Here is a 25769-nt window from a genome sequence, read left to right on the forward strand (position 1 = left end):
GGAAGGTCGCGTTTCCATGTCTAAGGTGTGGAGGATGTGGTGACCGCGGCCCACCACTGATACGCCTGTGAAGGTCGAGGGGGACCGGCACAGCCGTACAAGGAACCGACAGACACGCGTGACCCGCGTGTGGGGGGAATGACTCATGACGTCGACGCCGACGGGCGCCCGGCAGAACTTCGACCCGTCTCAGACCACCCAGTTGCGGGTGCCGTCGCAGACCCGGACCGGGGCCTTCCGCCGGATCAAGAAGACGCTGCCGAAGTACGACTACGAGCACTACAGCCGGCTGGCCGGCCCCCTCACTCAGCCCGACCCGAACAAGCCGTACCGGGTCCAGTACCGCTCGCTGATCTCGCAGGAGCCGCACCGCATCAGGGTCGCGCTGATGCTGGCCGCGGCCCCGGTGCTCTCCCTGGTCCTGCTGTTCTGGCTGCTGCAGCCCGAGCACTGGACCGAACGGGACTATCCCGCCTATGACTTCCTGCCGGCGCTCGACATCGTGATGCTCGTCTCGATCGGCCTGATCGAGTTCTTCCGCTGCATGAACGTGGTGTCCAACGCGCACGCCACCCTGGTCGCCCGCGACCCGATCCCGGTGGTCCCGGAGACCGGCACCAGAGTGGCCTTCCTCACCTCCTTCGTGCCCGGCAAGGAGCCGCTGGAGATGGTGACCAAGACCCTGGAGGCGGCCGTCAAGCTGCGCCACCGGGGTCTGCTGCACATCTGGCTGCTCGACGAGGGCGACGACCCCGAGGTCAAGGAGGTCTGCGCGCGGCTCGGCGTGCACCACTTCTCCCGCAAGGGCGTCGCCAAGTGGAACCAGGCCAAGGGCCCGCACCGCGCCAAGACCAAGCACGGCAACTACAACGCCTGGCTGGACGCGCACGGCGACGACTACGACTTCTTCGCCTCGGTCGACACCGACCACGTGCCGCTGCCCAACTACCTGGAGCGGATGCTCGGTTTCTTCCGCGACCCGAACGTCGGCTTCGTCATCGGCCCGCAGGTGTACGGCAACTACGACAACTTCGTCACCAAGGCCGCCGAGTCGCAGCAGTTCCTCTTCCACGCCCTCATCCAGCGCGCCGGCAACCGCTACGGCTCCCCGATGTTCGTGGGTACGTCGAACGCCGTACGCATCAAGGCGCTCAAGCAGATCGGCGGCCTGTACGACTCGATCACCGAGGACATGGCGACCGGGTTTGAAATCCACCGCCACAAGAACCCGGCCACGGGGAAGAAGTGGCGGTCGGTGTACACGCCGGACGTGCTCGCCGTCGGTGAGGGGCCCAGCGCCTGGACGGACTTCTTCACCCAGCAGATGCGCTGGTCGCGAGGGACGTACGAGACGATCCTCAAGCAGTACTGGAAGGGCTGGTACTCGCTGCCGCCGAGCAAGCTCTTCAACTACACGATGATGATCATCTTCTACCCGATGTCCGCCCTCAACTGGATCCTGGCCGCGCTGAGCTGTGCGCTGTTCCTGGGCCTGGGCGCCTCGGGTGTGAACATCGACCCCACGATCTGGCTGATGCTGTACGGCAACGCCTCGGCCCTCCAGATCGGCCTGTACGTCTGGAACCGCCGCCACAACGTCTCCCCGCACGAGCCGGAGGGCTCCGGCGGTGTGGCCGGCATGGTGATGTCCGCGCTGTCGGCGCCGCTGTACGCGAAGGCGTTCTTCGACTCCGTGCTGCGTCGCAAGAGCAAGTTCGTGGTCACGCCCAAGGGTGATTCCGCCAGCCCCGACCGGTGGTTCGCGACCTTCCGGTACCACTGGTACTTCATCGTGATCTTCGGCGCGTCCATCGCCGCCGGGTTCGTGTACGGGCACTCGCACCCCGCGATGATCATCTGGGCGACCTTCGCCCTGCTGATCACCGCGACGCCGATCTTCGCCTGGCGCTACATGCTGCGGCAGGAGAAGAAGAAGCCCGCCGCGACGGTGCCGGCCCAGCCCGCCCCGGCCCAGGCCGCGCCGTACCAGGCCGCGCCGTACCAGCCGGAGCCTCAGCCTCAGCCGCTGCCCACGCAGCACGCGGCACACGCCCAGCACGCCCCGCACGCCCCGCACAAGCCGAGTTGGGCCGCGTCCGGCAGCGGTGGCGGCAACGACCAGACCATGCAGATCGCCCTTGGTGGACTTGGGGGACGTAAGGAATGAACGACCGTGCAGGCCGCCGTCGCGCCCGTCGACTCGCGATAGGCACGGCGGTGGTGCTCGCGCTGGCCGGAATGAACGGGCCGTGGCTCTATCGCGTCGGCACCGAGAAATACCACCAGTACCAGATCAACAGACCCGAGTACAAAGCCGAGAACGGCAAGTGGGAGATCGTCGAGTTTCCCGAGAAGTACCGCCAGAACACCATCCACGCGGCGCTCCTGCACACCGGCAAGGTGCTGCTGGTCGCGGGCTCGGGCAACAACCAGGACAACTTCGACGCGAAGAAGTACGACACCCGGATCTGGGACCCGGTCAAGGGCACGATCAAGAAGGTGCCGACGCCGAACGACCTGTTCTGCACCGGCCACACCCAACTGGCCAACGGCAACCTGCTGATCGCGGGCGGCACGAAGCGCTACGAGAAGCTCAAGGGCGACGTCACCAAGGCCGGCGGCCTGATGATCGTCCACAACGAGAACCCGGACAAGCCGATCACCCTGCCCGCGGGCACCAAGTTCACCGGCAAGGAGAACGGCAAGACGTTCGTCTCCAAGGACCCGGTGCTGGTGCCGCGCGCGAAGAAGGTCTTCGACAAGGCGACCGGCAAGTTCCTGCGCAACGACCCCGGTCTCGGCCGGATCTACGTCGAGGCGCAGCGCAAGGGCGCCAAGTACGAGACCGGCACCCAGGACAACTACCGGGTGCAGGGCCTGTCCGGCGCCGACGCGCGCAACACGTACGGCATCGCGCAGAAGCTCGCCCTCGACAAGAAGGACTTCCAGGGCATCCGGGACGCCTATGAGTTCGACCCGGTCGCCGAGAAGTACATCAAGGTCGACCCGATGAAGGAGGCCCGCTGGTACCCGACGCTCACCACCCTGAGCGACGGGAAGATCCTCAGCGTCTCCGGCCTCGACGACATCGGCCAGTTGGTGCCGGGCAAGAACGAGATCTACGACCCGAAGACCAAGAAGTGGACGTACACGGAGAAGGTCCGGCAGTTCCCGACGTACCCGGCGCTGTTCCCGCTGGAGAACGGCAAGATCTTCTACTCGGGTTCCAACGCGGGCTACGGCCCTGACGACGTGGGCCGCGATCCCGGCATCTGGGACGTGGACACCAACAAGTTCACCAAGCTGCCCGGACTGAGCGACCCCAAGCTGATGGAGACCTCGGGCACGGTGCTGCTGCCGCCTGCGCAGGACGAGAAGTACATGGTGATCGGCGGCGGTGGCGTCGGCGAGTCCAAGGAGTCCAGCGAGAAGACGCGGATCATCGATCTGAAGGCGGACAGCCCGAAGTTCGTGGACGGGCCCTCGCTGGACAAGGGCACGCGGTATCCGCAGTCGTCGATCCTGCCGGACGACACCGTGCTGGTGTCGGGCGGTTCCGAGGACTACCGGGGCCGCAGCGACTCCAACATCCTCGAGGCGCGGATCTACCACCCGGACACCAACAAGCTCGACCGGGTCGCCGACCCGCTGGTGGGCCGCAACTACCACTCGGGGTCGATCCTGCTGCCCGACGGCCGTGTGATGTTCTTCGGCTCGGACTCGCTGTACGCCGACAAGGCCAACACCAAGCCGGGCAAGTTCGAGCAGCGGATCGAGATCTATACGCCGCCGTATCTCTACCGGGACGCGCAGCCGTCGCTGTCGGGCGGGCCGCAGACCATCAAGCGCGGCGGGACGGGCACGTTCACCTCGCAGCACGCCTCGTCCATCGAGAACGTACGGCTGATCCGGCCGAGCGCGTCCACGCACGTCACGGACGTGGACCAGCGGTCGGTGGCGCTGGACTTCAAGAAGTCCGGCGACAAGATCACGGTGACGGTGCCGACGAACCGGAATCTGGTTCCGTCGGGGTGGTACATGCTGTTCGTGACCGATGACCAGGGCACGCCCAGCAAGGCCCAGTGGGTCAGGATCCCGTAGCGCATACGCACTTGGGGGCGCCCTCCGTGACGGAGGGCGCCCCCAAGTCGTGTCCAACCGTGGCCGGTCGTGTCCAGGAGGCCTATTTGGTGGCCTTCGCGAGCTTCAGGGCGTACTCCGCCCACCACTCGCCCGCCTTCGGACCGCCCTTGCACTCGCCGTCCGACTCACCGGGGCGCTTGACCCACACATACGCGTCGACCAGCGGGTCGGCCGTCTTGGTCGTCGGGGCCTCCCCCAGCGCGCGGCCGGGCGGGTTGCACCAGCGCTCGCCCGGGTCGCCCTCGGTGTAGGGGCCGTTGCCGTTGCGGCTGGTGTCGATCACGAAGGGCTTGTCGCCCACCTTGGCGGAGAGCTCCTTGCCGTACGCGATCGAGTCCTTGGTCGTGTAGAAGTTGGAGACGTTGACCGAGAAACCGTCGGCCTGGTCGATGCCGGCCCGGTTCAGGGGCTCGAAGATCTGGTCCGGATGGCCCCAGCCCGCGTTGCCCGCGTCCACGTACACCTTGGTGTTCTTCAGCGACTTCAGCTTGGCGATGGCGCCCTTGAGGAGGTCGTAGCGCTCCTCGTGGAACTCCTCCGGGGTGCAGCCGTCCACCAGGTGCAGCAGCGCGTCCGGCTCCAGGATCACCGTCGCGTCCCGGTCCTCGATGCCCTTGGCCACACCGTCGATCCAGGCCCGGTAGGCGTTGCCGTCGGCGGCGCCGCCCTGGGAGTACTGGCCGCAGTCGCGGTGCGGGATGTTGTAGAGGACCAGCAGCGCCGTACGGCCGGCCTTGTCGGCGGCCTCGGTGAAGCCGCGGGCCTCCTGCTCCGGGTTGTCCGGGCCGATCCACTCGCCCGTCGGCTGCTGCGCGATCTTGCGGATCTCCTCGGCGTCCTCCTTCTTGCCGTCCTTCACATACGCGGCCACCTGCTGTGCCGCGTTCCCGTCCGGGTTCACCCAGAACGGGTCGGTGTCCTTGGGCTGTTGGCTGATCCCGGCGCCGGCCTTGTCGTCCGGCTGGTCTCCGTCCCCGGAGGTACAGCCCGCGATCACCAGTGCCGCCCCCAGCACCATCGCGGACGTCCGCGCGCGAGCGCCCCTCCAGGCCCCCCTCTTCAGGTACATCCAGCTCCCCCTCGGGTGCTTTGCTCCAAGGCTCAATCCTGACATACCTGCCGTGAGGCACACGAGGTCGCCGAGCCTTGTCGGGGAGCTGTTACAGCCACTCAGGAAGCTCGGACATCGCGTAGCGAGCCCTTGTCGAATCCACTGGTTCCCTAGGCCCAGGGCGGTCATCCGTTCTAAAGTTCGACCACGGACGACCCCAGCCCCCGGTCGGACCGACTCCTCCACCGGGCCACAGTCACACCAGACCTCCCGCGCGGTCGCCGGGTTACTCCCGCAGCCCGTGCGCCCGCGGTCGAGGGCCGGCCCGGTCGGCGGCCTCGGGGGGGAAGCGGGCCGTCGGCCGGGCCAGGTGGGATGCCAAGGCGTGTGCCGAAATGTCCCGTTGGGACGCCAGGGCGTGTGCCGAAATGTCCCGCCTGCGCCCGGACGCCCGGCACGCACGCCCTGTCGGTCACCGCACCGTCCCCGTCAGATACGCCGAGACGATCACGTTCGCCGTATAGCTGCGCGTCGCCCGGTCGAAGGTGCCGGCGCAGGTGATCAGGCGCAGTTCGGCGCGGCCGGGGCGGTGGGTGCCGTAGGCCCGGTGGGCGTCGAAGCGGTCGCGGCCGACGACCCGGACGTCCTCGACGGTGAACTCGGCGACCTTGCCGTCGTCGCGCAGCACCCGCACCGCGGCGCCCGGCCCGAGCGCGCCGAGGCGGTGGAAGACGGCGGGCCGGCGCTCGGTGTCGAGGTGCCCCACCAGCAGCGCGGCCCCGGCCGCTGCGGGCTTCACCCCGGCCGCGTACCAGCCCACGGCGTCGGCCTGCCGGTAGGGCGGCGGTTCGGGCGCGCCGTGCGCGTCGAGCCCCCGGGCGACGACGGGGGCCCGCAGATCGAGCGCCGGGATGTCGAGGCGCTGCGGCACGGCGTCGCCCAACGGCCGGGCGGCGGGCGGCAGTCGCGGCGACGCCGGGCGTCCGACCGCCGCGACGTCGCCGGACACCGGGGCGGACGGGGGTCGCCGCACGTCGGTGACCTCCCACGCCCACAGCCACAGCCCGAGCAGCAGCACGGTCCAGGCGACGACCGTCAGGAGGCGGCCGCGATGGGCGGAGCGGCGGTCGTGCTCGGCCACGGTCAGCGGGGCCGTCGGGTTCTGCGGGCGCTGCGCAGGGCCACGGCGGTGGCGGCGACGCCCGCGAGGACCAGCCCGGTCACGGTGTGCGCCGTACCGGGGCCGGCCGCGCGGGCGTCGACCATGGCGAGGTGCTCGGCGCCACCGCCGCCGGCCCGGACGGGGGCCGAGGGGGAGGCGGGGGCCGAGGGCTGCGGCCCGTGCCGTACGGACGGCTCGGTGCCCTTGCGTACGACGGTGACGGCGGCCGTGCGGGAGGCCTCCCCGCAGGCGACCTGCACGTCGTAGGTGCCCGCCTTGGCGGTGGACCGGACGCGGCTCTCGCCGAGGAGGATGCCGTCGGCGGCGACGGCGAGCTTCGCGTCGGCGACGAACGCCTCGGAGGCGGCCGTGGCGGTCCGCTGCGGGCATCCGCTGACCCTGAGCGTGATGTCGCCGCCCGGGGACGGGGCCGACGGTCTGAGCGAGACACCCCCGTCCGCAGCGTGCGCCGCCGGGCTGACGGCGACCGCACCCAGGGCGGCGATCGCACAGAGAGTGACCCGCAGTGATCCCATCGTGAACCTCCAGATACCTGGAGGCTCCCCCCGCGACACCGGCCCCGCATCCTCAACGGGCCCCGCACTGCTCCAAACGGGTCGTGTTGATGATCTACCGGGTTTCAGCTGAGTCTTGCGAGGAACCCCAGGGCTTCAGCCCTGGGAGGAATCGCATCCTCGTGGTCGCGGCGCGGAGCGCCGCGTTATCGCTCGTCCGGGCTCGGCCGCGAAGCGGCCGGGTGCCGTATCCGGCGGACCCGACGCACAGCGGGTTCACTCGGTCGGGTGATGCATGGTGAACGTGCGGTGGGCCGTCGTACGCGTGTGTAGGTTTGCTGATCGTGAAGCTGATGGTGCAGGTCAGGCTGGCGCCGACGCCCGTACAGGCGGCGGTGCTGGAGGCGACCCTGTACGCCTGCAACGAAGCGGCCAACTGGGCCAGCGGCGTGGCGTTCGAGAAGGACGTGAAGAGCAACTTCGCGCTGCGTGAGCACACCTACGGCGAGATCAAGGCCCGCTGGGGGCTGGGGGCGCAGGCCGCCCAGCACGTCATCAAGAAGACCTGTGACGCGTATGCCACGCTGAAGGCCAACCTGAGGGCCGGGAACCTGGGCAGGCGGGGCTCGAAGCGCTACCGCAGGGCGGTGGAGAAGCCGGTCGCCTTCCGTCCGGAGGGCGCGCAGCCTTATGACGACCGGATGCTGTCCTGGCAGATCGACCGGCGGCGCGTCTCGATCTGGACGGTGGCCGGGCGGATCAAGGACGTGGCGTTCACCGCCTCCCCCGAGCAGTTGGCCACCCTGGCCCTGTATCGCAGGGGTGAATCGGACCTTCTGTGGCGGGACGGCATGTGGTTCCTGAACTCCACCTGCGACGTTCCCGAAGCGCCCTTGAACACCGATCCAGTGGACTTTCTCGGCCTCGACCTGGGCATCGTCAACATCGCCACCACGAGCGACGGCGAGACCATGGCCGGACGGGAGCTCAACCGCATCCGCGTGCGGGAGCGCGCCCTGCGCAAGAAACTGCAGAAGAAGAACACCCCGTCCGCCAAGCGCCGACTGAAGAAGCGCAGGCGCAAGGAGGCGCGACGGGCGAAGGACATCAACCACAAGATCGCGAAACATGTGGTGGCCGAGGCAGAGCGCACCGGTCGCGGGATCGCCCTGGAAGACCTGACAGGCATCCGCGAACGGGTACGGCTTCGCAAGCCCCAACGGGCCACCCACTCCAGCTGGGCCTTCGCCCAGCTGGGGCAGTTCATCGCGTACAAGGCCCGCCGCGCGGGGGTGCCGGTGCTGCACGTCGATCCGGCGTACACCTCCCGCACCTGCGCCGAGTGCGGCCACATCGACAAAGCGAACCGGGTCTCCCAGGCCCGGTTCGCGTGCCGGAACTGCGGATTCGTTGATCACGCGGACCGGAACGGCTCCCGCAACATCCGCGCCCGCGCGTGGAAGTTGTGGCGACGCGGGGCGCAGTCAACCGCCCCAGACCCACACCCCGAACCGGGGCGTGAGGCAGGACGCAAACGCAGCACCACAGCCAGTGGCGCCCGTTGTGCAAGCCCATCGCTTTAGCGATGGGTGGTTGACATCCGGTCGACGAGGTCCGCGATGGAGTCGACGACCTTGGACGGCCGGTACGGGAAGTTCTCCACCTGCTCGGGACGGGTCAGGCCGGTGAGCACCAGGAACGTCTCCATCCCGGCCTCCATGCAGGCCAGCGCATCGGTGTCCATACGGTCGCCGATCAAGGCGCTGGTCTCGGAATGGGTACCGATGGCGTTCAGGCCCGTCCGCATCATCAGCGGGTTGGGCTTGCCCGCGAATACCTGGTGGAACGTACGGACGGCAAGCCCGTCACCGGCGCGTGGGAGACGATCCTCACCCCCGAGGAGTGGTGCGATCTGGTCGAGGAACTGGAGGCGCGCAAGCGGAGTGGTGTCGGCCGCAAGAAGGGCACCACAGTCGCCAAGCGGTTGTTGACCGGCATCCTCCGGTGCGCAAAGTGCGGGGCCACCTAGTCGTCGGGGGTTTACCAAAAGGGCACTGTCAGCTACGAAAAATACGCGTACCACTACTACTGCCGTGCAGCCGACGGAGGTTGCGGAAGACTTTCCCGCAGTGGGGCCGCCGGTCGAGGACCACGTCGAGCGGCAGTTGCTCGAACGACTCCGGCAGCAACTGCTCGAAACGGAGTCCTTGGCCGTCGAGCCACCCGACGTGACCGCATGGAAGGCGACGGTTCAGCAGATCAAAGCGGACAAGGCCGAGGCACGCCGACTCCGGGCGGACGATCTGTTGTCACTGGCCGAGTTCGCCCGGGAAATCCGGCGCCTCGAAGAGAAGGAGCGGCGCATCCAAGAGGAGATCACCCCTCTTCCGCTTGCGTCGCAACAGTGCCCGAAGTCCACCAGTGCCCGCATTGTCCGCGAATGGGGCTCATTCACCACGGAACTGAAGCGCCATGAGATCGAGCGTGCCATCGAAGCCGTGGTCGTCAAGCCTGCCGGCAAGGGCGGCTCAGCGCGGCGCGTTTCGTCCCGGCCTGATCGAGATCGTGTGGAAGGCCTGACAAGGGCGGCAGGAAGGGGAGCTCGCTGCACGGGCCCATGACGCCGGATGCATACCATGGCACCCCGTAGAACGACAGGGTAGGAGTCCGCCCTCATGACAGAGCCCAAGCCCATCGAGTCGTGGCTGACAGACATGGACGGAGTCCTGATGCACGAGGGCGTCCCGATCCCCGGCGCGGACGCCTTCATCAAGAAGCTTCGCGACTCGGGCAAACCCTTCCTCGTCCTCACCAACAACTCCATCTACACAGCGCGCGACCTGCACGCCAGACTCAATCGCATCGGCCTTGAGGTGCCGATAGAGAACATCTGGACCTCTGCCCTGGCGACTGCCAGATTCGTGGACAGTCAGCGGCCGAACGGCACGGCGTATGTGATCGGCGAGGCAGGTCTGACGACTGCTCTGCACGAGACGGGTTACATCCTGAGCGACGCGGACCCCGACTTCGTGATCTTGGGCGAAACCCGCACTTACTCCTTTGAAGCCCTCACCAAGGCAATCCGCCTCATCAACAACGGCGCCCGGTTCATCGCCACCAACCCCGACAACACGGGACCGTCCACCGAGGGTGTGCTGCCCGCCACGGGGTCGGTCGCGGCTCTGATCACCAAGGCGACGGGCAAGGAGCCCTACTTCGTCGGAAAGCCGAATCCCCTCATGATGCGTACGGGTCTGAACGCCATCGGCGCTCATTCGGAGTCCAGCGCCATGATCGGCGACCGAATGGACACGGACGTGCTGGCGGGGCTGGAGGCCGGGATGACGACATTCCTCGTCCTCACCGGGCTCACCAGCGAGTCGGACATCGAACGCTTTCCCTTCCGGCCGACCAAGGTGGCCGACTCGATCGCGGACCTCGTCGACCTCGTATGACGACATTCTCCGACCACCGGGAACCACACGGTGGTCGGAGAACTCGCCCATCGGTCAACTGCTTGCTGGACACCCATCCCGATGCTCGCCGGGTATGGCGGCAGTACCAGCTCGAGGATCACCTGCCGGACGGTCTCGCGGGCGACCTCGTACTCCTTGGAGAGGTCACGCGAACGTCTGGGCCGGGTACGGGCCATGAGCAGGGCCCTGGCTGAGGTGTCCGAGTGTTCGTTCGCGGCACAGGGATCATGGGTGCCTGACGGGCCGTACGGGCAGTACAACTCCGGGTCCCACTTCGACCAACAGGCAGATCCACAGTCGGTAATGGGCCAGGTCTCCCAGACCAAGTCGAGGCGTCGGTACGCGTCATCGAACCAGGCATCGACCAGTGGGACAGTGGTCGTCACCGTCGTCAGAGACATGGAGTGGTCCTTGATCGTGACCTGGCACCGGTCATCGTCCTCGTCGAGTTCGATGAACAGCCACGGGCTGCGTTTCCCCTCGCACCAGGCGATGTCCTGTCCCGCGTCGAGCGAGTCCAGGGCCTGCTGCCACTGCCGCAGGTCCTCGGGGAAGACCCAGGTCTTGAGGGCGCCACGCACGAAGGGCGTGTTGACCAGGAACTCTCCGACCAGGGCATCGGCCTCGCTGGGACGCGATCGATCCACCTTCCCTGCGACTCGGAGAATGACGCTGTTCCCATCCCCCTCCAGGCGGATCAGGTCGATCGGATCTTCGGCCACGACTGTCCCTCTCGACTCGCGCATGTTGCCGCACACTAATCTCCGGCACCGACACAGGATCGGTTGAGGTGTGTCAGGCCGCGTGGGCTTCGGGGCGTTCGACGAGGTGTCCTCGTTCGAAGCGGGCTCCGGCGCGGACGAGGGCGACGAGGTGGGGTGCATTGACGGCCCGCCACCGTTGTTGGGCGGACTCGACAAGCTTGAAGACCATGGCGAGAGCGGCGGCCGCGCTGCCGGCGTCCTTGGTCACCTTCGTGCGGAGCCGGACGGTGGCGAAGGTGGACTCGATGGGGTTTGTGGTGCGCAGGTGGATCCAGTGCTCGGCGGGGAAGTCGTAGAACGCCAGCAGTTCGTCGACGTCGTCGGTGATCTTCTTCACCGCCTTGTGCGGACTTCGGCATAGCGTTCGCAGCATTGGCGATCTTGTGAACCCAGCACCTCTGATGGCGGGCCTCGGGGAACACCTCGGCCAGGGCCTTCCAGAAGCCCAGGGCGCCGTCGCCGACCGCGAGGACGGGAGCACGCATGCCCCGACGTGCGCAGTCCCGGGCCTACGCCGCTGCGGAGCAGAAGGCGATGAAGTGGACGTGGCGGATCCTCGGCTTCTCGCTTGTCGTCTTCTCCCTCTTTGCGATCCTGCAAGGCATTGTGGGCGGCACATAGCTGCTCCTACGCGGCAGCACCCCGCAGCACGCGTGGAATCCGCCGAACCTCGTCCTGGCCGAGGCCGGGATCGAGGACCCGGTGACGTTTGAGGAGGAGGCGGGTACCTCCAGGCTGCCTCTACCCGCTCCAGCGGCCGAAGTTCGGCCATCTGCTCACCTACACGCGGCCGGGCGACACCGTGCACATCTCAGTTCCGCCTCATGCGCGGCACCCAGCACATCCTCGACGTGCTCGACGTCCTCCGCCAGGGCCGCCGCCTCGCCCTGCGCATCCACGACGGCGGACACCTCCGCCCCGACCACCACGGAGGCCCGATGACCGTACCGAGCTGCTGCGCCGCACCACCCGGCCCCGGACTACAACCGGAAGTTCGACGGGCAACCCGTCGTCCATTGCCCGGACTGCCACTGGGCCCAGGTCTTGGACGAAAACTGCACGAGGGGCCCTACGCCCTGCTCTACCGGCACACCGACCACCCGGACGACGCGGTCGACCACCTCGCAGAGCCCTCGGATCGCCTGGCCGTCCCGGCGTACGTACGGTGGTGGGCGCAGGGCCAGTGGTTGGCCATCGAAGACAAGCGCAAGGAGGGGCCGGCGTGCTGTTCGGCACGAAGTGCCTGGAGATCTTCCGTTCGGTCCAGGCCGACGGAGGCCTGGAGGAGGAGGCGGTCGCGAACACCCGTCGGCGGCGCGTCTTCCCGTCCACGGCCCGCGCCGACATCGAGTGTCCCGTCTCATTGGATCTCGATTTCGTGAGGCCTGCTGACCAGCGATGATGCTCTTTGGTGTGAGAGGGGATCTCACTTCATCGTGTCTGTCGGCCTGGGAGGACGGCCGTGGCGGGTCGGCGCTCTGACTGCTGATCGGTGATCTTCCTGGCCGTTGGGCCAGCCGATAGGTTCGTCCCATGAGATCACCACAGGCGGACGTGCATCATTCGGCTTCGTCCTGGCGGCAGCCCTGCCCTGCGGCGGCCTCCGTCGAGCGCAGCATGCTGGTCGAAGAGATCGCCAAGCGCATTCTGAATGTCGGGCAGGGCCGTCTGCTCGTGGGGATCGACGGCTTCACCGCTGCGGGGAAGACGAGTTTCGGACATGAACTGGCTGAGTGGATCAGTGCTGCGGGGCGGCCCGTCCTCCGGGCCACTCTCGACGATTTCAAGAAGCCGTGGAGCGACCGGCATCTCTATGACCGGGAGTCTGGTGAGGGGTACTACCGCAACGCGTATGACTATGAGGCGGTCAAGCGCCTGCTGCTGGATCCCTGCCGGTCATCCGAAGCGACATCGTGCGTGCTGTGCAGCATCGACCCGCTGACCCAGCGAGATCACTCGTCGGAAGCGACGCCGCTTGAGGCGGACGCCGTACTGATCGTGGATGGTGTCTTCGCGTTCCGGCCTGAGATCAATGAGTACTGGGACTTCCGGATCTGGTTGCAGGTGGATGCGGAGCTGTCCGTTCGGCGAGGTGCCGAGCGTGACCAGAACTGGGCCGGGTCTGAAGCCGAGTCGATCCACCGCAACAGATATCTGGTGGCCGAGGGGATCTATCTTCAGGAAGTCGCCCCGCTGTCGATGATGGATGTTGTCATCGACAACTCGGCGTTCGCGCGTCCGCAGATCGTGACACCGTGACGTCGGGATGACGCGGGCGAGTGGTCGACTGAGCGAAGGCAACAGAGCATGTCGGCTGCCCTGCGACCGTCAGTTCGCTGCTTTGGGTGTGATGTAGCGGTAGATCGTGGCGGGTGCCGCCTTGAAGGTACGGAATCGGAGGCTTGGTCGTTCGGGTAGTCCACGCAGGGATCGTCGCAGACGGAGCGGCGACTCCTCCCGGCGACCAAGGGCTCGCCCTCAGCGGCGCCCCCGCACCACCAGAAGGCCGGCGCCGGTCAGCAGGAGGGCCAGGGTGGCGGCGAAGGTGAGCGCGGGGGGTGAGGTGAGGCCGGTGCGGGCGAGTTCGTCGGCGAGGGTGAGCCGGTTGCGGGCGGCGTCGCCGGGCGTCGGCGAGGCGTCCGGGTGGGCCGAGGCGTCGCGGCCGGCGGGGTCGGTCGGTGCTGCCGTACCGGGCGGGTGGCCCGCGTCGGCGGGGTCGGCCTCGATCTTGAAGCGGTAGTCGTTGGACTGGCCGACCCAGTCGCCGTCGCCGTCGTGGCGCTGTACGACGGCCGCGTTCGCGGTGATCCGGTTCGGTACGGCGTCCGAGGTGACGGCCAGCCGGATCTTCACGGTGATCGTCTTGCCGGGGCCGACGGTGAACCCGGGGAAGCCGTCGAAGGCGCCGACGAGTTCGTCCTGGTCGGTGGTCTCGAAGCGGACGGGGTGGGGCCGGGTGCCGTCGCGGCCGTCGTAGAACTCCAGGCGGGGCTGGGACGGTTCGAGGGCGCGCTCGCCGTCGACCAGGACGACCACGGGGTGGATGTCGGTGCAGGTCCGGGTGGTCTCGTTGGTCAGGTCCAGGTACCAGGTGCCGAATCCGCCGCCGACCGCGTAGGAGGCGGGGCCGCCGTGCAGACGGGTGGTGAGGGGGAAGGCTCCGTCGCCGGTGACGCAACTGGGGAGCGCGGCGGGCGGTTCCGCGTGCACCGGGGGCGCCGCGGCCAGGAGGGCGGCGGCTGCGAGGCCGAGGGAAGCGGTTGAGTGCAGTCGCATGAACACATGACCATGCCGGGTGGGCGCGGCCATGGGGCGGAGCCATTCCGTACGGCCCGGCAAGTCCGCTCGATCAGCGCACCCGCCCGGCCAATCTCGCAGAGGGTGACCGCCTCACCCCTCCGCCCGCCCGAACAGCGGTGCCAGCATCAACTGCGCCGCCCCTTCGGCGACCCCCTGCCCCGCGCCGGAGGCGACCCGCACCGGCACCGCGTCCCCGCCCGCGCGCCGGGCGCGTTCGGCGAGGACGGCGGCGGCTCCGCGGACGTAGGTCTCGGGCGCGGCGGCGACCGTACGGCCGCCCAGCAGCACGAGGTCGACGTCGAGCAGCGCGACCAGGTTGCCGGCCGCGGTGCCGAGCACCCGGGCCGCCTCCGCCACGTCGCCCCGCGCCACCGCGGCCAGGCACAGCGCCTCCACACAGCCCCGGTTGCCGCACTCGCAGGGCGGCCCGTCGAGCTGGACGACCTGATGCCCGAACTCCCCGGCTCCGGTGCGGGTGCCCCGGTGCACCGCTCCGCCGATCACGAGGCCTCCGCCGAGCCCGGCCCCGAAGTGCAGATACGCGAAGGAGGCCAGGGCACCGGTCTGTTCGGCCCCTGCCCCGACCGCGAGCCCCAGGGCGGCGGCGTTGGTGTCCTTGTCGACGACGACCGGCAGCGAGAGCCGCCGCGCGAGCACGTCCCGCAGCGGGAAGCCGTTCCACTCCGGGAACCCGGTGACCCGGTGCAGCACCCCGCGCCGGTGGTCGAGCGGCCCCGGCAGCGCCACGCCGACCCCGAGCACCGCACCCCGCCGGCCGGCCGCCCCGTCCGCCAGCTCCCCCACCTCACGTACCGCCCGCTCCACGACCGTGTCCGCACCGGCCCCCAGATCCAGCGGGGCGCCGCGCCGCGCCACCACGGCGCCGGTCAGATCGCAGAGCACGGCCGTCAGCTCGTCCCGGTCCAGATGCACCCCCACCGCATGCCCGGCCTCCGGCACCAGCCGCAGCACCGTCCGCGGCTTGCCCCCGGTCGACGCCCGCCGCCCCGCCTCCGCCGCGAGCCCGTCCTCCCGCAGCCGGGCGGTGATCTTGCTGACGGCCTGCGGGGTGAGCCCGGTGCGCTCGGCGAGTTCGAGCCGGCTGATGCCCTCGGGCCCGGCGACCCGCAGCAGATCGAGCACGAGCGCGGCGTTGTGACTGCGCAGCGCGCCCAGCCGCATCGATGTGCGACTCGGCCGTGCGGCACCGCTCACACCGCTCACCCCTTCGACGGCCCGGCCCTTCGTCCTGTTCACGCCTCCATTGTCCCTGCCGCTTGCGCTTTGGCAACAGCGTTGCGAAAGTAGAGGCCATGAGCTCCATGAGTGCTACTCCCCTCCGCGTCGGGCTCGTCGGCTACGGCCTGGCCGGCTCCGTCTTCCACGCTCCGCTGATCTCCACCACCGCGGGGCTCGCCCTGGACACGGTGGTCACGTCGAACCCCGAGCGGCAGAAGCAGGCCCTCGCCGAGCACCCGGACGTACGCGTCGCGGCCACGCCCGACGCGCTGCTCGCCCGCGCCGGCGACCTCGACCTGCTCGTCGTCGCGTCCCCGAACAGGACACACGTCCCGCTCGCGACGGCAGCCCTCGAGGCGGGCCTCCCGGTCGTCGTCGACAAGCCGATCGCCGGCACCGCGGCCGAGGCACGCGAACTGGCGGCGCTCGCCGAGGAGCGCGGCCTGCTGCTGTCCGTCTTCCAGAACCGCCGTTGGGACAACGACTTCCTGACCCTGCGTAAGCTCCTGGCCGAGGGCGAGCTGGGCGACGTATGGCGCTTCGAGTCCCGCTTCGAACGCTGGCGTCCACAGCTCAAGGGCGGCTGGCGGGAGTCCGGCGACCCGGTAGAGATCGGAGGTCTGCTGTACGACCTCGGCAGCCATGTCGTCGACCAGGCGCTGGTCCTCTTCGGCCCCGTCACGCAGGTGTACGCCGAGGCCGCCGTCCGCCGCTCAGGCGCGGAGACCGACGACGACACCTTCATCGCGCTGACGCACGCGAACGGCGTCCGCTCCCACCTGTACGCCTCCGCCACGACCGCCCAACTCGGCCCGCGCCTGCGGGTGCTGGGCTCGAAGGCGGGCTACGTCAAGTACGGCCTGGACCCGCAGGAGGCGGCGCTGCGGGAGGGGCGGCGGCCCGGCGCGGGTGCGGACTGGGGCGTGGAGCCCGAGTCGCTGTGGGGCCGGGTCGGCTCCGGGGAGTCCCCCGTGACGGGCGGCGGCCGCGTCGAACCCACCCTCCCCGGCGACTACCCCGCTTACTATGCGGCCGTGGCAAAGGCACTGCTGGCCGGCGGCCCCAACCCGGTGACCGCCCTGGAGGCGGCCGCCGCGCTCGACGTACTGGAGGCGGCCCGCCGTTCGGCACACGACTCAGTGGTGGTGACGCTGTGATGACGCACAACCAGTCGCATCAGACGCACAACCCGGAACTCACCCCGAGGTTCCACCCGGAGCTCATCCCGACCCTGGAGGAGCTGGAGGCCCAGGAACGCCGCCTGGTCTTCGGCCGGTTCACCCACGACGACGCCTGGGCCCTGGGCTCGCTGCTGGTCGACAGGGCCCGCGAGCGCCAGGCCCCGGTCGCCATCGACATCCACCGCGCCGGCCAGCAGCTCTTCCACGCGGCGCTGCCCGGCTCCACGCCGGACAACGACGCCTGGATCGCCCGTAAGCGCCGGGTGGTGGAGCGCTACGGCACCTCCTCCTACATCGTCGGCGCCCGCTTCCGCGCCAAGGGCACGACGTTCGAGGACTCCTCCCGCCTCGACCCCGACACGTACGCGGCCCACGGCGGCTCGGTCCCGATCAATGTGGAGGGGGTCGGGGTCATCGGGTCGGTGACGGTGAGCGGTCTGCCACAGCTCGAGGACCACCGGATGGTGGTGGAGGCGGTGGAGGAGTTCTTGAGCAAGGGGTAGGGCAACGCCTGCTCTCGAGGGGCGCGGGGCTGTGTCGATATGCGGCTCCGCCGCGTGGGCGCGACAAGCCACGACGGACCAGCTGCCCGCCGTACTGCGCGCAGTCCCCACCCCTCATGCGTCTTTGAACTCCTGCCGCTGCCGGCCAAGCCCTTCAATCTCCAGCTCAACCACATCCCCGGCCCGCAGATACGGCTTCGGCTCAGGCCGCCCCATGGCCACCCCCGCCGGCGTCCCCGTGTTGATGACATCACCGGGATACAGCGTCATGAACTGACTGACGTACCGCACGACCTCCCCCACCGGAAAGATCTGCTCCGCGGTCGTCCCGTCCTGCTTCAGCTCACCGTTGACCCACAACCGCAGCGCCAGGTTCTGCGGATCGGCGACCTCGTCCGCCGTCACCAGCCACGGCCCGAGCGGGTTGAACGTCTCGCAGTTCTTGCCCTTGTCCCAGGTCCCGCCCCGCTCGATCTGGAACTCCCGCTCGGACACGTCGTGCGCCACGGCGTACCCGGCGACATGCGCGAGCGCCTCCTCGGCCGAGTCCACATAGCGGGCCGTACGCCCGATGACGACGGCGAGTTCGACCTCCCAGTCGGTCTTCGTCGACCGCCTCGGGACCAGCACCGTGTCATAGGGACCCACGACGGTGTCCGCGGCCTTGAAGAAGACGACCGGCTCGGCGGGCGGCTCGGCGCCGGTCTCGCGGGCGTGGTCGTGGTAGTTCAGCCCGATGCACACGACCTTGCCGATCCGCGCGAGCGGCGGCCCGACACGCAGCCCGGTGGCATCCAGCGCGGGCAGCTCGCCGGCCGCCGCGGCCGTACGGATCCGCTCCAGCGCGGCGTCATCGGCAAGCAGCGCTCCGTCGATGTCCGGCACGACACCGGAGAGGTCCCGCAGCACTCCCTCGGCGTCGAGCAGCGCGGGCGTCTCCGCTCCGGCCGTACCGACTCGCAGCAGCTTCATGATCACAATCTCCCTCGATCGCGGGGTGCCCGCCGATGTGTGCAGCCATCGGAGGACTGGTCGATCCTCCAAGGTCCACGGCCGGTCCGCAATACCCGGTTCACGTACTGGACCGTAGGTCAGCGATAGAGCGCGGCCCGCTCCACCGCGCTCCACGTCGTGCTGGTCACCACGTACAGGGCGGCGGCCAGCGGCACCACCGCCACGGTGACCAGTGTGAAGAAGGACATGAACGGCATGACCTTGGTGACGGCGCCGAGCCCGGGCACCTGCTCCCCCTCGCCCGCGGGCACCGGCGTACCGGCCGCCATCATCCGCTTGGTCCGCAGGTAGTTGAAGGTGGCTACGGCCGCGACGATCGCGAACAGCCCCAGGTACACCACCCCCGCCCCGCCGAGCAGCCCGCCCCCGGCGCCGGTCAGCGCGTCGGCCCACCGGCCCCCGAGGGGCGCGGCGAAGAGCTGGTGGGTGAGCAGTTCATTCGTCCTGCCACCGATCGTGGTGTTCGAGAACAGGTGGTAGAGGAGGAAGAAGGCGGGCAACTGGAACAGCCCCGGCAGACAGCCGGCCAGCGGCGACACCTTCTCCTCGGTGTGCAGCTCCATCACGGCCCGCTGGAGCCGCTCGGGGTTCTTGCCGTGCTTCTTGCGCAGCTCGGCGATCTTCGGCTGCAACTCGGCGCGCGCCTTCTGCCCGCGCGCGGCGGCCCGGGACAGCGGATGCACCAGCAGTCGTACGAAGGCGGTGAACAGGACGATCGCGGCGGCGGCCGCGGAGGCGCCGAACAGCGGGTCGAGCAGTTCGGCCAGCTTCTGAACAAGGTCGGCGAAAACAGACATGGGTGAGCCCTCCGGGGGTCTCGTCGTGCCGGAACGGGGATGCCGGGAAACGGCATGGCGGCATGACGACCCGCGCGGGTCACACGTATGAGCTGTTCCGATGAACGGTTCCGATCGGGCTGTTCCGATCGAGCTGCCTCGGTGGCTGTGCGTGCCCTACGCGACGGTCGCCGGGAGGGCGTGCCCGGGTGCCCTGGGCCGTGGCCGGCCGGAGGCGTCGGGGTCGCGTTGCGGCAGGAAGGCCGTACGGCGGGCCCGGTCACGGATGGCCGTACGCACCCGGGTGGGCGCCACGGCGGGCGCGGCACGCGAGGCGAGCAGGGAGCAGACGGCGAACGCGGAACCCGCGGCGGCGGTCGCCGCGAGGGCGACGGTCGCGGAGAGGCTGCCGGTGTCGAGCAGCGTGATCTCGAGGAAGAGCAGCACCAGCACGGCGGCGGGACGCAGACTGGCCAGGCTGCGGATCATCGGCGTTCCCTCCCCTCGTACGGCTCGTCCTGACGTTCGCATTGGCCCTCTTGTTATACACCGATGGGCGAACGAGGTCACCGCGGCCGCATGGAGACGAGCTTGCCCCACACCACCAGCCGGTACTTCGACGAGTACTCGGGTGTGCAGGTGGTGAGGGTGAGGTAGTAGCCGGGGTCCTCGTATCCATGGCCCGGCTTGACCGTGGAGCGCGGGATCGGCCGGATGACGCTCGAGTCGTGGGCGGCGGTCTGCGGCAGCGTCCGGTCGACGGCGTACGTGTACGTCGCGCTCAGCGTCTCGACCCGCACCGTGTCCTTCGGCGCGAGCCGGTTGATGTACCGGAAGGGCTCGCCGTGGGTGTTGCGGTGCCCGGCGAGAGCGAAGTTGCCGGCCTGGCCCGGCTGTTGGGTGCCGGGGTAGTGGCCGACGTAGCCCTTGTTGAGAACGCCGCTCTTGCTGATGCCCTCGGCGATGGGGACGCGGAGGTGGAGGCGGGGGATGGTGAGGATGGCGTAGGCCCGGGACCAGTCGGGCTCCGGCGCCGGCGCGGCGACGGACCGGCGCCGGGTGCCGGCGGAGGGCTCGGGCGAGGGCGCGTCCGTGGCCGCAGGTACGGGCGTTACGGACGTACCGGAATCGGAATCGCCACCTCCACCGTCCCAGGCCCGCTCCAGCGCCCGGACCTCCCGCTCGGCCCCCGCCCTGGCCTCCCGGTTGGTCCACCACACCTGATGCACGACCAGCAGCAGAAGCACCGCCCCGACGGTGACGAGCAGCTCCCCGCCACCCCACAGCACGCGCCGCCGCAGCGCACGCCGCCGCAGCCCGCTGTGCCGCACGACGCGAACCCGCACCATCCGTGAGCCTCCTTCACCGGGGCCGCCCGCACGATAGGGGCCGGGGCGCGAGGTCTCCAGCCCCGTGCGCACCGGCACGGCGGCGGGACACTTCCTCCACTGGTTTGAGAAAGGCCTGTCGGAAAGCTCGACAACCTCACACACCACACCCGATGCTTCCTGTCGGCATGAACGCGGCATGAACGGGACAGGCCACGACGCCGGTTCGACGACGACCGGCCGTTGAAGGAAGCGGAGAAGTCATGATCCGACGCAGAACTCTGCTGGCCGCGACTGGCGGCGCACTCCTCGGCAGCACCCTGGCGACGGGCACCGCACACGCGGACGCCACCATCGCCGTCAACCCCGGCACGTCGTACGGCACCTGGGAGGGCTGGGGCACCTCCCTGGCCTGGTGGGCCAACGTCTTCGGCAACCGGAACGACTTCGCCGACCTCTTCTTCACGACCGACTCGGTCACCTACAACGGCACGACGCTGCCCGGCCTCGGCCTCAACATCGCCCGCTACAACCTCGGCGCGTGCAGTTGGAACAGCGTGAACGGCGAGACGATGGTCGAGTCGCCGAACATCCCCCGCTTCAAGCAGATCGAGGGCTTCTGGCAGAACTGGAACAACGAGGACCCCACGTCCTCGGCCTGGGACTGGACGGCGGACGCGGCCCAGCGCGCGATGCTGCAGAAGGCGACGGCGCGCGGCGCGACCACGGAGCTCTTCGCCAACTCCCCCATGTGGTGGATGTGCAACAACCACAACCCGTCCGGCGCGGCGGGCGGCGGCAACAACCTCCAGACCTGGAACTACCGCCAGCACGCGAGCCACTTGGCGGCGACGGCCCTGTACGCCAGGCAGAACTGGGGCGTGAACTTCGCGACGGTCGACCCCTTCAACGAGCCGGCGTCCTCCTGGTGGACCGCCACCGGCACCCAGGAGGGCTGCCACATGGACCCGGCGGTCCAGGCGGCCGTACTCCCGTACATGCGCAGCGAGCTGGACAAACGCGGCCTGACGAGCATCCGCGTCTCGGCATCGGACGAGACGAACTACGACACGGCCCGCTCGACGTGGGCGTCTTTCGGAGCGTCGACGAAGGCCCTGGTGAACCAGGTCAACGTGCACGGCTACCAGGGTTCGGGCGGCCGCAGGGACCTCCTCTACACGGACGTGGTGACCACATCCGGCAAAAAGCTGTGGAACTCGGAGACGGGCGACAGCGACGGCACGGGCCTCACCATGGCCTCCAACCTCTGCTACGACTTCCGCTGGCTGCACCCCACGGCATGGTGCTACTGGCAGGTCATGGACCCGACGACCGGCTGGGCGATGATCGCGTACGACCCCAACACCCTCCAGCCCACGACAATCCAGACCAAGTACTACGTCATGGCCCAGTTCAGCCGCCACATCCGCCCCGGCATGCGCATCCTCGACACGGGCGTGAGCTACGCGGCAGCGGCGTACGACGCCTCGGCACGCCGCCTGGTGATCGTCGCGGTGAACACGTCGACATCGGCCCAGACCCTGACCTTCGACCTGTCCCGCTTCACGACGGTCTCCGGCGGCTCGGGCGGACTGGTCCCCCGCTGGAACACGGTGACGGCGGGCGGCGACCGGTACCGGTCGTACTCGAACACGTACCTGAGCGGAAAGTCGGTGGCGGTGCCGTTCGCGGCGAAGGCGGTGCAGACGTTGCAGGTGGACGGGGTGGTGATCTGAGGGGCAGAAGTCAGGGGTCAGGCCGGTACGGGTCAGGCCGCACCCCGGTTCGGTCCCTGTAGCCCCCGCCGTCGACCACGTCGTTCGCGAAGATCTGGGCCCTGGCCAGCGCCTCGTCGACCGACTGCCGGCCGGCGATCGCCGCGGAGATCTCCTCGGCCACCCGGCCCCCGAGGCCCGCATACTCCGGGATACCGACGTACGACGTCCCCGTCCATGGCTGCCGGTGCAGGCCGGGCCGGGTGAGATCCACGGCGTTGATGGCGTCCAGCGTCGGTTGGAGAAACGCCCTGGCGGCGCCCCTGTACTGGGGAAGCCGGTAGGTGGACAGCCGGCTTCCGGGCGGCACTCCGACCCAGCCGAGCCGTTCGCCGTAGAGCTTCACGTACCGTCGCGAGGTGGCCCAGGACACGAAATCCCATGCGGCCTCGGGGCGTTGGGACGTGACCGGGATGGCCAGGGCCCATGTCCACAGCCATCCCGAGCTGTCCGTACGCTCCACGGGCGCCGGGGCGTAGCCGAGCTTGCCGGCGACCGTGCTGATCCTGGGATCCTCGAAACGCCCGGCGAAGGACGTGCTGTCGTACACCAGGGCCGCCTTGCCCTCCAGCATCGCCGCCTGGCACTCGGCGGGCCCGGCCTCGAAGGCCCGGGGCTCGCCGGACCTGCGCACGAGGTCCACATAGAACCGCACCGCCCGCTTGGTCTCAGGGGAGGTCAGCCGAGGATTCCACTCCTCGTCGAACCAACGGCCCCCGAATGTCAGGATCACCGTGTTGAGAGGCAACAGGTCCAGCCAGAAGGGACCTCCCCGCAGGCAGATTCCCGCGATGCCGCGGCGCGGGTCGTGGAGCTTCGCGGCCAGTTCGGCGACCTGCCGCCAGGTCGGACGCCGCGGCATGGTCAGCCCGGCCTTGGCCAACAAGTCCTTGCGATACATCAAAAGGGACGACTCCCCGTAATACGGCACCGCATACAGCCCCTTGCGATACGACAGCGCCGCGCGCACCACAGGAATGAAGTCCTGTACGTCGTAGTCGCCCCGACCTGCCCGCGAGTCGAGCCGGGTGAGCCACCCGCGCGAGGCCCAGATCGGCACCTCCCACGGGCCGATGGAGACGACGTCGTAACGGCCGTCCTCATCGGCAATATCCCTGGACAGCCGATTCCGCAGCACACTCTCGGGGAGAAAGTCGAACTTCACACGAACACGGGGATGAGTACGCCGGAAGTCATCGACGAGCCTTTCCATGTCCCGAGTGAAGTCGACGGCTGCCACGGTGATGGTGGTCGTGCCCTGCTCATTCCTGTCACAGGCGGCAGTGCCCAGCACGAACGAGACGAGCAGGGACCCCACGACAAGAATACGCAGGCTGTTCACTGCGGAAGTCGATCCGAGCCGGCGAACGAGACATAGTCGGGCACGTTCAAAAGGCATCCCGGCACCCGCTCCGCACTCGACACTCCGAAATAGGTGGTGACCTGCTCTCCCTTCTCAGCGGGAACCCCCATTCCCTGCGCCAGTGCGACCTTCCACTGCGACAGTCCGATCGCGTTACTCTCCTGAAGAGGGTGATCCAGCGCGATGACCAGAGTGATGAACAGGCCGATGAAGAGCGACAGAAGGCCCGTCAGCGCCACGTGGTCCACGAGCCTGACGCCGACAAGGGCCCAGGTCGCCCCGATGGTCACGGCCGCACCGCCGAAGAGGACGAGATACAGCACAGGCAGCAGCCCGATGCTCACCTCCCCCTGCCGTTCGCGGCGCAGGTTGTTGTATTCGTTGAAGGCCTCGAGCGTGACGGACTGGGCGTTCGACTCCTGCTCGTTCCGCGGCTCATAGAACATCAGGGACTCGAATACGGCATCCAGCCGCCCCTGATCCTCGGCGATGACTCCCCGCTGCTGCTTCGCCCACACCTCATTGATCACATTCTCGGCGTAGTTCCGCACCTGCGACTGAATCCGGCATCGACGGCTGTTGGGGAACGCCTGACCGGCACGATAGACGGTGGTGAGCTGCGAGGCCTCCTCATTGACCAGCTTCTTGACCTCCACATAGTGCTCATACGCCCCCACGGCGACGAGCCCGATGAGTAAGGCGTAAAAAGCCCCCACGACTTCCACCAGAAACTTGACACGGTCGTTGTGCTCGGGATCATCACCGAACCACCGACGGACCCGGGAACGCACGAACAGACCACTCAGCCCGAAAGCAAGGAAGCCTCCGACCAGAAGCACGGCCTGGACCCAGAGAGCCAAATGCGAGAACCACCCAGGCATGAGCCACCCCAGCACGATGATCCTGACGCGCCCGCCGTCACCACAAGAGCGCACGAGGACAACAAGAAGCAGCCACCACCACACGGCACGAAGAGATCCCGCCTGCGTACGCCGCCCAGCGCGACCGGCGAGAAGAGCGCCCCGCCCGCCTCGACCAGCCAATATCCGCCCCCTGTTCCCCCCTGTGTTCTCTCCTCCGCCACCCCTGGGCAGTACGGTGTCCCCCATGCGCCCCGACACGCCTGCCGAAAACGTCGACCACACCGCCGAAGCGGCACGCCTGGAGCGAACCGCCGGCCTCTATCCGGAGGACGCCGAGGCCCTGCTCCTGCGGGCCGCGGCCCACCTGGAACTCTCCGGCGACCGCCCCGCCGCGACCGCGCTCTACGACCGCCTGCTGTCATCGTCCACCCCCCTGGACAACCCCCATCTGGTACGGGCCCTGAAGGCCTCGAACCTCTGGGAGTACGGCCACGAGGCGGAGGCCCGCGCGATCATCGACGGCGTCCGAGCAGCGTCCCCCCGGGACCCGGCCCCGTGGGTGATCGTCGCGGAGGCATTGGAGTCCCACGACGAGCTGGAACAGGCGCAGGAGACTTTCACGCAGGGCGTGAGCCTCCTCCTGACGGACGTACCGGAGCCCCCGTACGCCACCCACCCCCTGCTGTTCGGCCGCCACCGAGTACGCCGCATGCTGGGCGCACCCCACGACGAGTGGGACACCTTCGCGGACACCCTGCACTCGATGCCGGTCTCCCTGGACGAGCTCCACGACCCGAAGCGCGTGTGGTCCCTGGGCTCGGACAACCCGGCGGAACTGGAGGCGGAGATCTCAAGGCTCCGCGCGGAACTGGGCGCGTACCGGGAGGCCCTGTCCCGCCCGTTCCCCGTGGCGGTCCTGCACTGGACGGCCCTCGAACTCACGGAACTCCTGACGGCGTACCCGTCCCTGTCCACCGAGTACCCCTCCCACGAGGAGCACCTGGCGACAATAGAGGCGTCACTGCGGGAGCTGTCGTCTTCAGGCACCCCAAACCTCGGCATCGTGACAGGCACGGTCCCGTCCTACGAGGCCTTCGCGGCGTCGGAGGGCGCCTCACCGGAGGACGTGGCGCTGCTGCCGCAGTATGCGACGACGTTGGCGGCGCGGGGGCGGGCCGTGGCTTGGCCGCCGCAGCGGGGGGCGGCCTGTTGGTGTGGGTCGGGGCGGGTTTATGGGGAGTGCCACGGGGCGTAGACGCAGAAACCCGATGGGGGCACCCAACGAGGGCGGGGCGACCGCCAACAGGGGGCTGCAC

Annotated in this window: 25 protein-coding genes and 2 pseudogenes; 13 read left to right on the forward strand and 14 right to left on the reverse strand. The window is 68.9% G+C overall.

Features of this window, described 5'->3' with window-relative positions; all coding sequences use genetic code 11:
* The first annotated feature begins 145 nt into the window (after positions 1-145).
* Entirely contained in the window at positions 146-2167 is a 2022-nt protein-coding gene (locus tag ACP4J3_RS04375) for a glycosyltransferase family 2 protein (RefSeq protein ID WP_426530552.1), read from the forward strand.
* Positions 2164-4101 (forward strand): galactose oxidase-like domain-containing protein, encoded by a 1938-nt coding sequence (locus ACP4J3_RS04380; protein WP_426530554.1) that lies wholly within the window; start codon positions 2164-2166, stop codon positions 4099-4101. The genes ACP4J3_RS04375 and ACP4J3_RS04380 overlap by 4 nt, the downstream gene beginning before the upstream one ends.
* A gap of 82 nt (positions 4102-4183) precedes the next feature.
* Here ACP4J3_RS04380 and ACP4J3_RS04385 read toward each other — a convergent pair whose 3' ends face one another.
* The 3 genes from ACP4J3_RS04385 to ACP4J3_RS04395 all read right to left on the reverse strand — a co-directional run bounded on the left by ACP4J3_RS04385 (position 4184) and on the right by ACP4J3_RS04395 (position 6892).
* Positions 4184-5212: a glycoside hydrolase family 6 protein gene (locus ACP4J3_RS04385; RefSeq protein ID WP_426530556.1), complete on the reverse strand. Its 1029-nt coding sequence runs from the start codon at positions 5210-5212 to the stop codon at positions 4184-4186.
* A 454-nt stretch (positions 5213-5666) separates the two neighbouring features.
* Positions 5667-6335, reverse strand: a complete 669-nt coding sequence (locus ACP4J3_RS04390; protein WP_426530558.1) for a class F sortase — start codon at positions 6333-6335, stop codon at positions 5667-5669.
* 2 nt (positions 6336-6337) lie between these two features.
* Positions 6338-6892, reverse strand: coding sequence for a hypothetical protein (locus ACP4J3_RS04395; RefSeq protein ID WP_426530560.1), 555 nt, complete (start codon positions 6890-6892; stop codon positions 6338-6340).
* A 323-nt stretch (positions 6893-7215) separates the two neighbouring features.
* On the opposite strand from ACP4J3_RS04395, the gene ACP4J3_RS04400 reads away from it, so the two are divergent.
* Positions 7216-8454 carry an RNA-guided endonuclease InsQ/TnpB family protein gene (locus tag ACP4J3_RS04400; RefSeq protein WP_426530562.1) on the forward strand — a complete coding sequence of 413 codons (1239 nt, stop codon included), beginning with the start codon at positions 7216-7218 and terminating at the stop codon, positions 8452-8454.
* Here ACP4J3_RS04400 and ACP4J3_RS04405 read toward each other — a convergent pair.
* The gene (locus ACP4J3_RS04405; protein ID WP_426530917.1) at positions 8451-8783 is read right to left on the reverse strand and encodes an HAD hydrolase-like protein; all 333 of its coding nucleotides are present in this window, start codon (positions 8781-8783) and stop codon (positions 8451-8453) included. The genes ACP4J3_RS04400 and ACP4J3_RS04405 overlap by 4 nt on opposite strands.
* On the opposite strand from ACP4J3_RS04405, the gene ACP4J3_RS04410 reads away from it, so the two are divergent.
* The 3 genes from ACP4J3_RS04410 (at position 8712) to ACP4J3_RS04420 (ending at position 10326) form a co-directional block, all read left to right on the forward strand.
* Positions 8712-8900: a hypothetical protein gene (locus ACP4J3_RS04410; RefSeq protein WP_426530933.1), complete on the forward strand. Its 189-nt coding sequence runs from the start codon at positions 8712-8714 to the stop codon at positions 8898-8900. The two genes, ACP4J3_RS04405 and ACP4J3_RS04410, sit on opposite strands and share 72 nt — an antisense overlap.
* Before the next feature lie 64 nt (positions 8901-8964).
* Positions 8965-9492, forward strand: coding sequence for a hypothetical protein (locus tag ACP4J3_RS04415; RefSeq protein ID WP_426530564.1), 528 nt, complete (start codon positions 8965-8967; stop codon positions 9490-9492).
* A gap of 54 nt (positions 9493-9546) precedes the next feature.
* On the forward strand, positions 9547-10326 hold the full coding sequence (locus ACP4J3_RS04420; protein WP_426530566.1) for an HAD-IIA family hydrolase: 780 nt from the start codon (positions 9547-9549) through the stop codon (positions 10324-10326).
* Between the two features lie 338 nt (positions 10327-10664).
* Here ACP4J3_RS04420 and ACP4J3_RS04425 read toward each other — a convergent pair.
* Together ACP4J3_RS04425 and ACP4J3_RS04430 are read right to left on the reverse strand one after the other, a co-directional pair.
* Positions 10665-11231, reverse strand: a pseudogene (locus tag ACP4J3_RS04425) (DUF5959 family protein); the annotation flags it as partial.
* Positions 11143-11617, reverse strand: a pseudogene (locus ACP4J3_RS04430) (transposase); the annotation flags it as partial. The pseudogenes ACP4J3_RS04430 and ACP4J3_RS04425, both read right to left, overlap by 89 nt.
* On the opposite strand from ACP4J3_RS04430, the gene ACP4J3_RS04435 reads away from it, so the two are divergent.
* The 3 genes from ACP4J3_RS04435 to ACP4J3_RS04445 all read left to right on the forward strand — a co-directional run bounded on the left by ACP4J3_RS04435 (position 11595) and on the right by ACP4J3_RS04445 (position 13370).
* Complete coding sequence (locus ACP4J3_RS04435) at positions 11595-11732, forward strand: hypothetical protein (protein WP_426530568.1); 138 nt, start codon at positions 11595-11597, stop codon at positions 11730-11732. The pseudogene ACP4J3_RS04430 and the gene ACP4J3_RS04435 overlap by 23 nt on opposite strands.
* A 601-nt stretch (positions 11733-12333) precedes the next feature.
* Positions 12334-12513, forward strand: coding sequence for a hypothetical protein (locus ACP4J3_RS04440; RefSeq protein ID WP_426530570.1), 180 nt, complete (start codon positions 12334-12336; stop codon positions 12511-12513).
* A 131-nt stretch (positions 12514-12644) separates the two neighbouring features.
* Entirely contained in the window at positions 12645-13370 is a 726-nt protein-coding gene (locus ACP4J3_RS04445; RefSeq protein WP_426530572.1) for a uridine kinase, read from the forward strand.
* A gap of 219 nt (positions 13371-13589) precedes the next feature.
* Here ACP4J3_RS04445 and ACP4J3_RS04450 read toward each other — a convergent pair whose 3' ends face one another.
* Both ACP4J3_RS04450 and ACP4J3_RS04455 read right to left on the reverse strand, forming a co-directional pair.
* Positions 13590-14393, reverse strand: coding sequence for a hypothetical protein (locus tag ACP4J3_RS04450; protein WP_426530919.1), 804 nt, complete (start codon positions 14391-14393; stop codon positions 13590-13592).
* 108 nt (positions 14394-14501) lie between these two features.
* Positions 14502-15593, reverse strand: a complete 1092-nt coding sequence (locus tag ACP4J3_RS04455; RefSeq protein ID WP_426530921.1) for an ROK family protein — start codon at positions 15591-15593, stop codon at positions 14502-14504.
* A 140-nt stretch (positions 15594-15733) separates the two neighbouring features.
* Between ACP4J3_RS04455 and ACP4J3_RS04460 the strand changes: the two genes are divergently transcribed.
* A complete protein-coding gene (locus ACP4J3_RS04460; RefSeq protein ID WP_426530573.1) occupies positions 15734-16807 on the forward strand; it encodes a Gfo/Idh/MocA family protein in 1074 nt (357 codons plus the stop codon).
* Positions 16807-17334, forward strand: a complete 528-nt coding sequence (locus ACP4J3_RS04465; protein WP_426530575.1) for a heme-degrading domain-containing protein — start codon at positions 16807-16809, stop codon at positions 17332-17334. Before ACP4J3_RS04460 ends, ACP4J3_RS04465 begins: the two co-directional genes overlap by 1 nt.
* Before the next feature lie 114 nt (positions 17335-17448).
* Here the strand turns inward: ACP4J3_RS04465 and ACP4J3_RS04470 are convergent, their stop codons facing one another.
* The 4 genes from ACP4J3_RS04470 to ACP4J3_RS04485 all read right to left on the reverse strand — a co-directional run bounded on the left by ACP4J3_RS04470 (position 17449) and on the right by ACP4J3_RS04485 (position 20473).
* Positions 17449-18306 carry a fumarylacetoacetate hydrolase family protein gene (locus ACP4J3_RS04470; protein ID WP_426530577.1) on the reverse strand — a complete coding sequence of 286 codons (858 nt, stop codon included), beginning with the start codon at positions 18304-18306 and terminating at the stop codon, positions 17449-17451.
* Between the two features lie 119 nt (positions 18307-18425).
* Complete coding sequence (locus tag ACP4J3_RS04475) at positions 18426-19145, reverse strand: YidC/Oxa1 family membrane protein insertase (protein WP_426530579.1); 720 nt, start codon at positions 19143-19145, stop codon at positions 18426-18428.
* Positions 19146-19301: 156 nt separating this feature from the next.
* The gene (locus tag ACP4J3_RS04480; protein ID WP_426530581.1) at positions 19302-19613 is read right to left on the reverse strand and encodes a DUF6412 domain-containing protein; all 312 of its coding nucleotides are present in this window, start codon (positions 19611-19613) and stop codon (positions 19302-19304) included.
* Between the two features lie 77 nt (positions 19614-19690).
* Entirely contained in the window at positions 19691-20473 is a 783-nt protein-coding gene (locus tag ACP4J3_RS04485; protein WP_426530583.1) for a class E sortase, read from the reverse strand.
* A gap of 242 nt (positions 20474-20715) precedes the next feature.
* Here ACP4J3_RS04485 and ACP4J3_RS04490 point away from each other — a divergent pair, with 242 nt between their 5' ends.
* Positions 20716-22188: a glycoside hydrolase gene (locus tag ACP4J3_RS04490; protein WP_426530585.1), complete on the forward strand. Its 1473-nt coding sequence runs from the start codon at positions 20716-20718 to the stop codon at positions 22186-22188.
* A 10-nt stretch (positions 22189-22198) separates the two neighbouring features.
* Here the strand turns inward: ACP4J3_RS04490 and ACP4J3_RS04495 are convergent, their stop codons facing one another.
* Together ACP4J3_RS04495 and ACP4J3_RS04500 are read right to left on the reverse strand one after the other, a co-directional pair.
* Positions 22199-23626, reverse strand: coding sequence for an ABC transporter substrate-binding protein (locus ACP4J3_RS04495; RefSeq protein ID WP_426530587.1), 1428 nt, complete (start codon positions 23624-23626; stop codon positions 22199-22201).
* The gene (locus tag ACP4J3_RS04500) at positions 23566-24555 is read right to left on the reverse strand and encodes a DUF4239 domain-containing protein (protein ID WP_426530589.1); all 990 of its coding nucleotides are present in this window, start codon (positions 24553-24555) and stop codon (positions 23566-23568) included. The genes ACP4J3_RS04495 and ACP4J3_RS04500 overlap by 61 nt, the downstream gene beginning before the upstream one ends.
* Positions 24556-24697: 142 nt before the next feature.
* Here ACP4J3_RS04500 and ACP4J3_RS04505 point away from each other — a divergent pair, with 142 nt between their 5' ends.
* The gene (locus ACP4J3_RS04505; RefSeq protein WP_426530590.1) at positions 24698-25708 is read left to right on the forward strand and encodes an SEC-C domain-containing protein; all 1011 of its coding nucleotides are present in this window, start codon (positions 24698-24700) and stop codon (positions 25706-25708) included.
* Positions 25709-25769: the final 61 nt, after the last annotated feature.

This window comes from Streptomyces sp. UG1 (genome assembly GCF_049974585.1).
Lineage (GTDB): Bacteria > Actinomycetota > Actinomycetes > Streptomycetales > Streptomycetaceae > Streptomyces.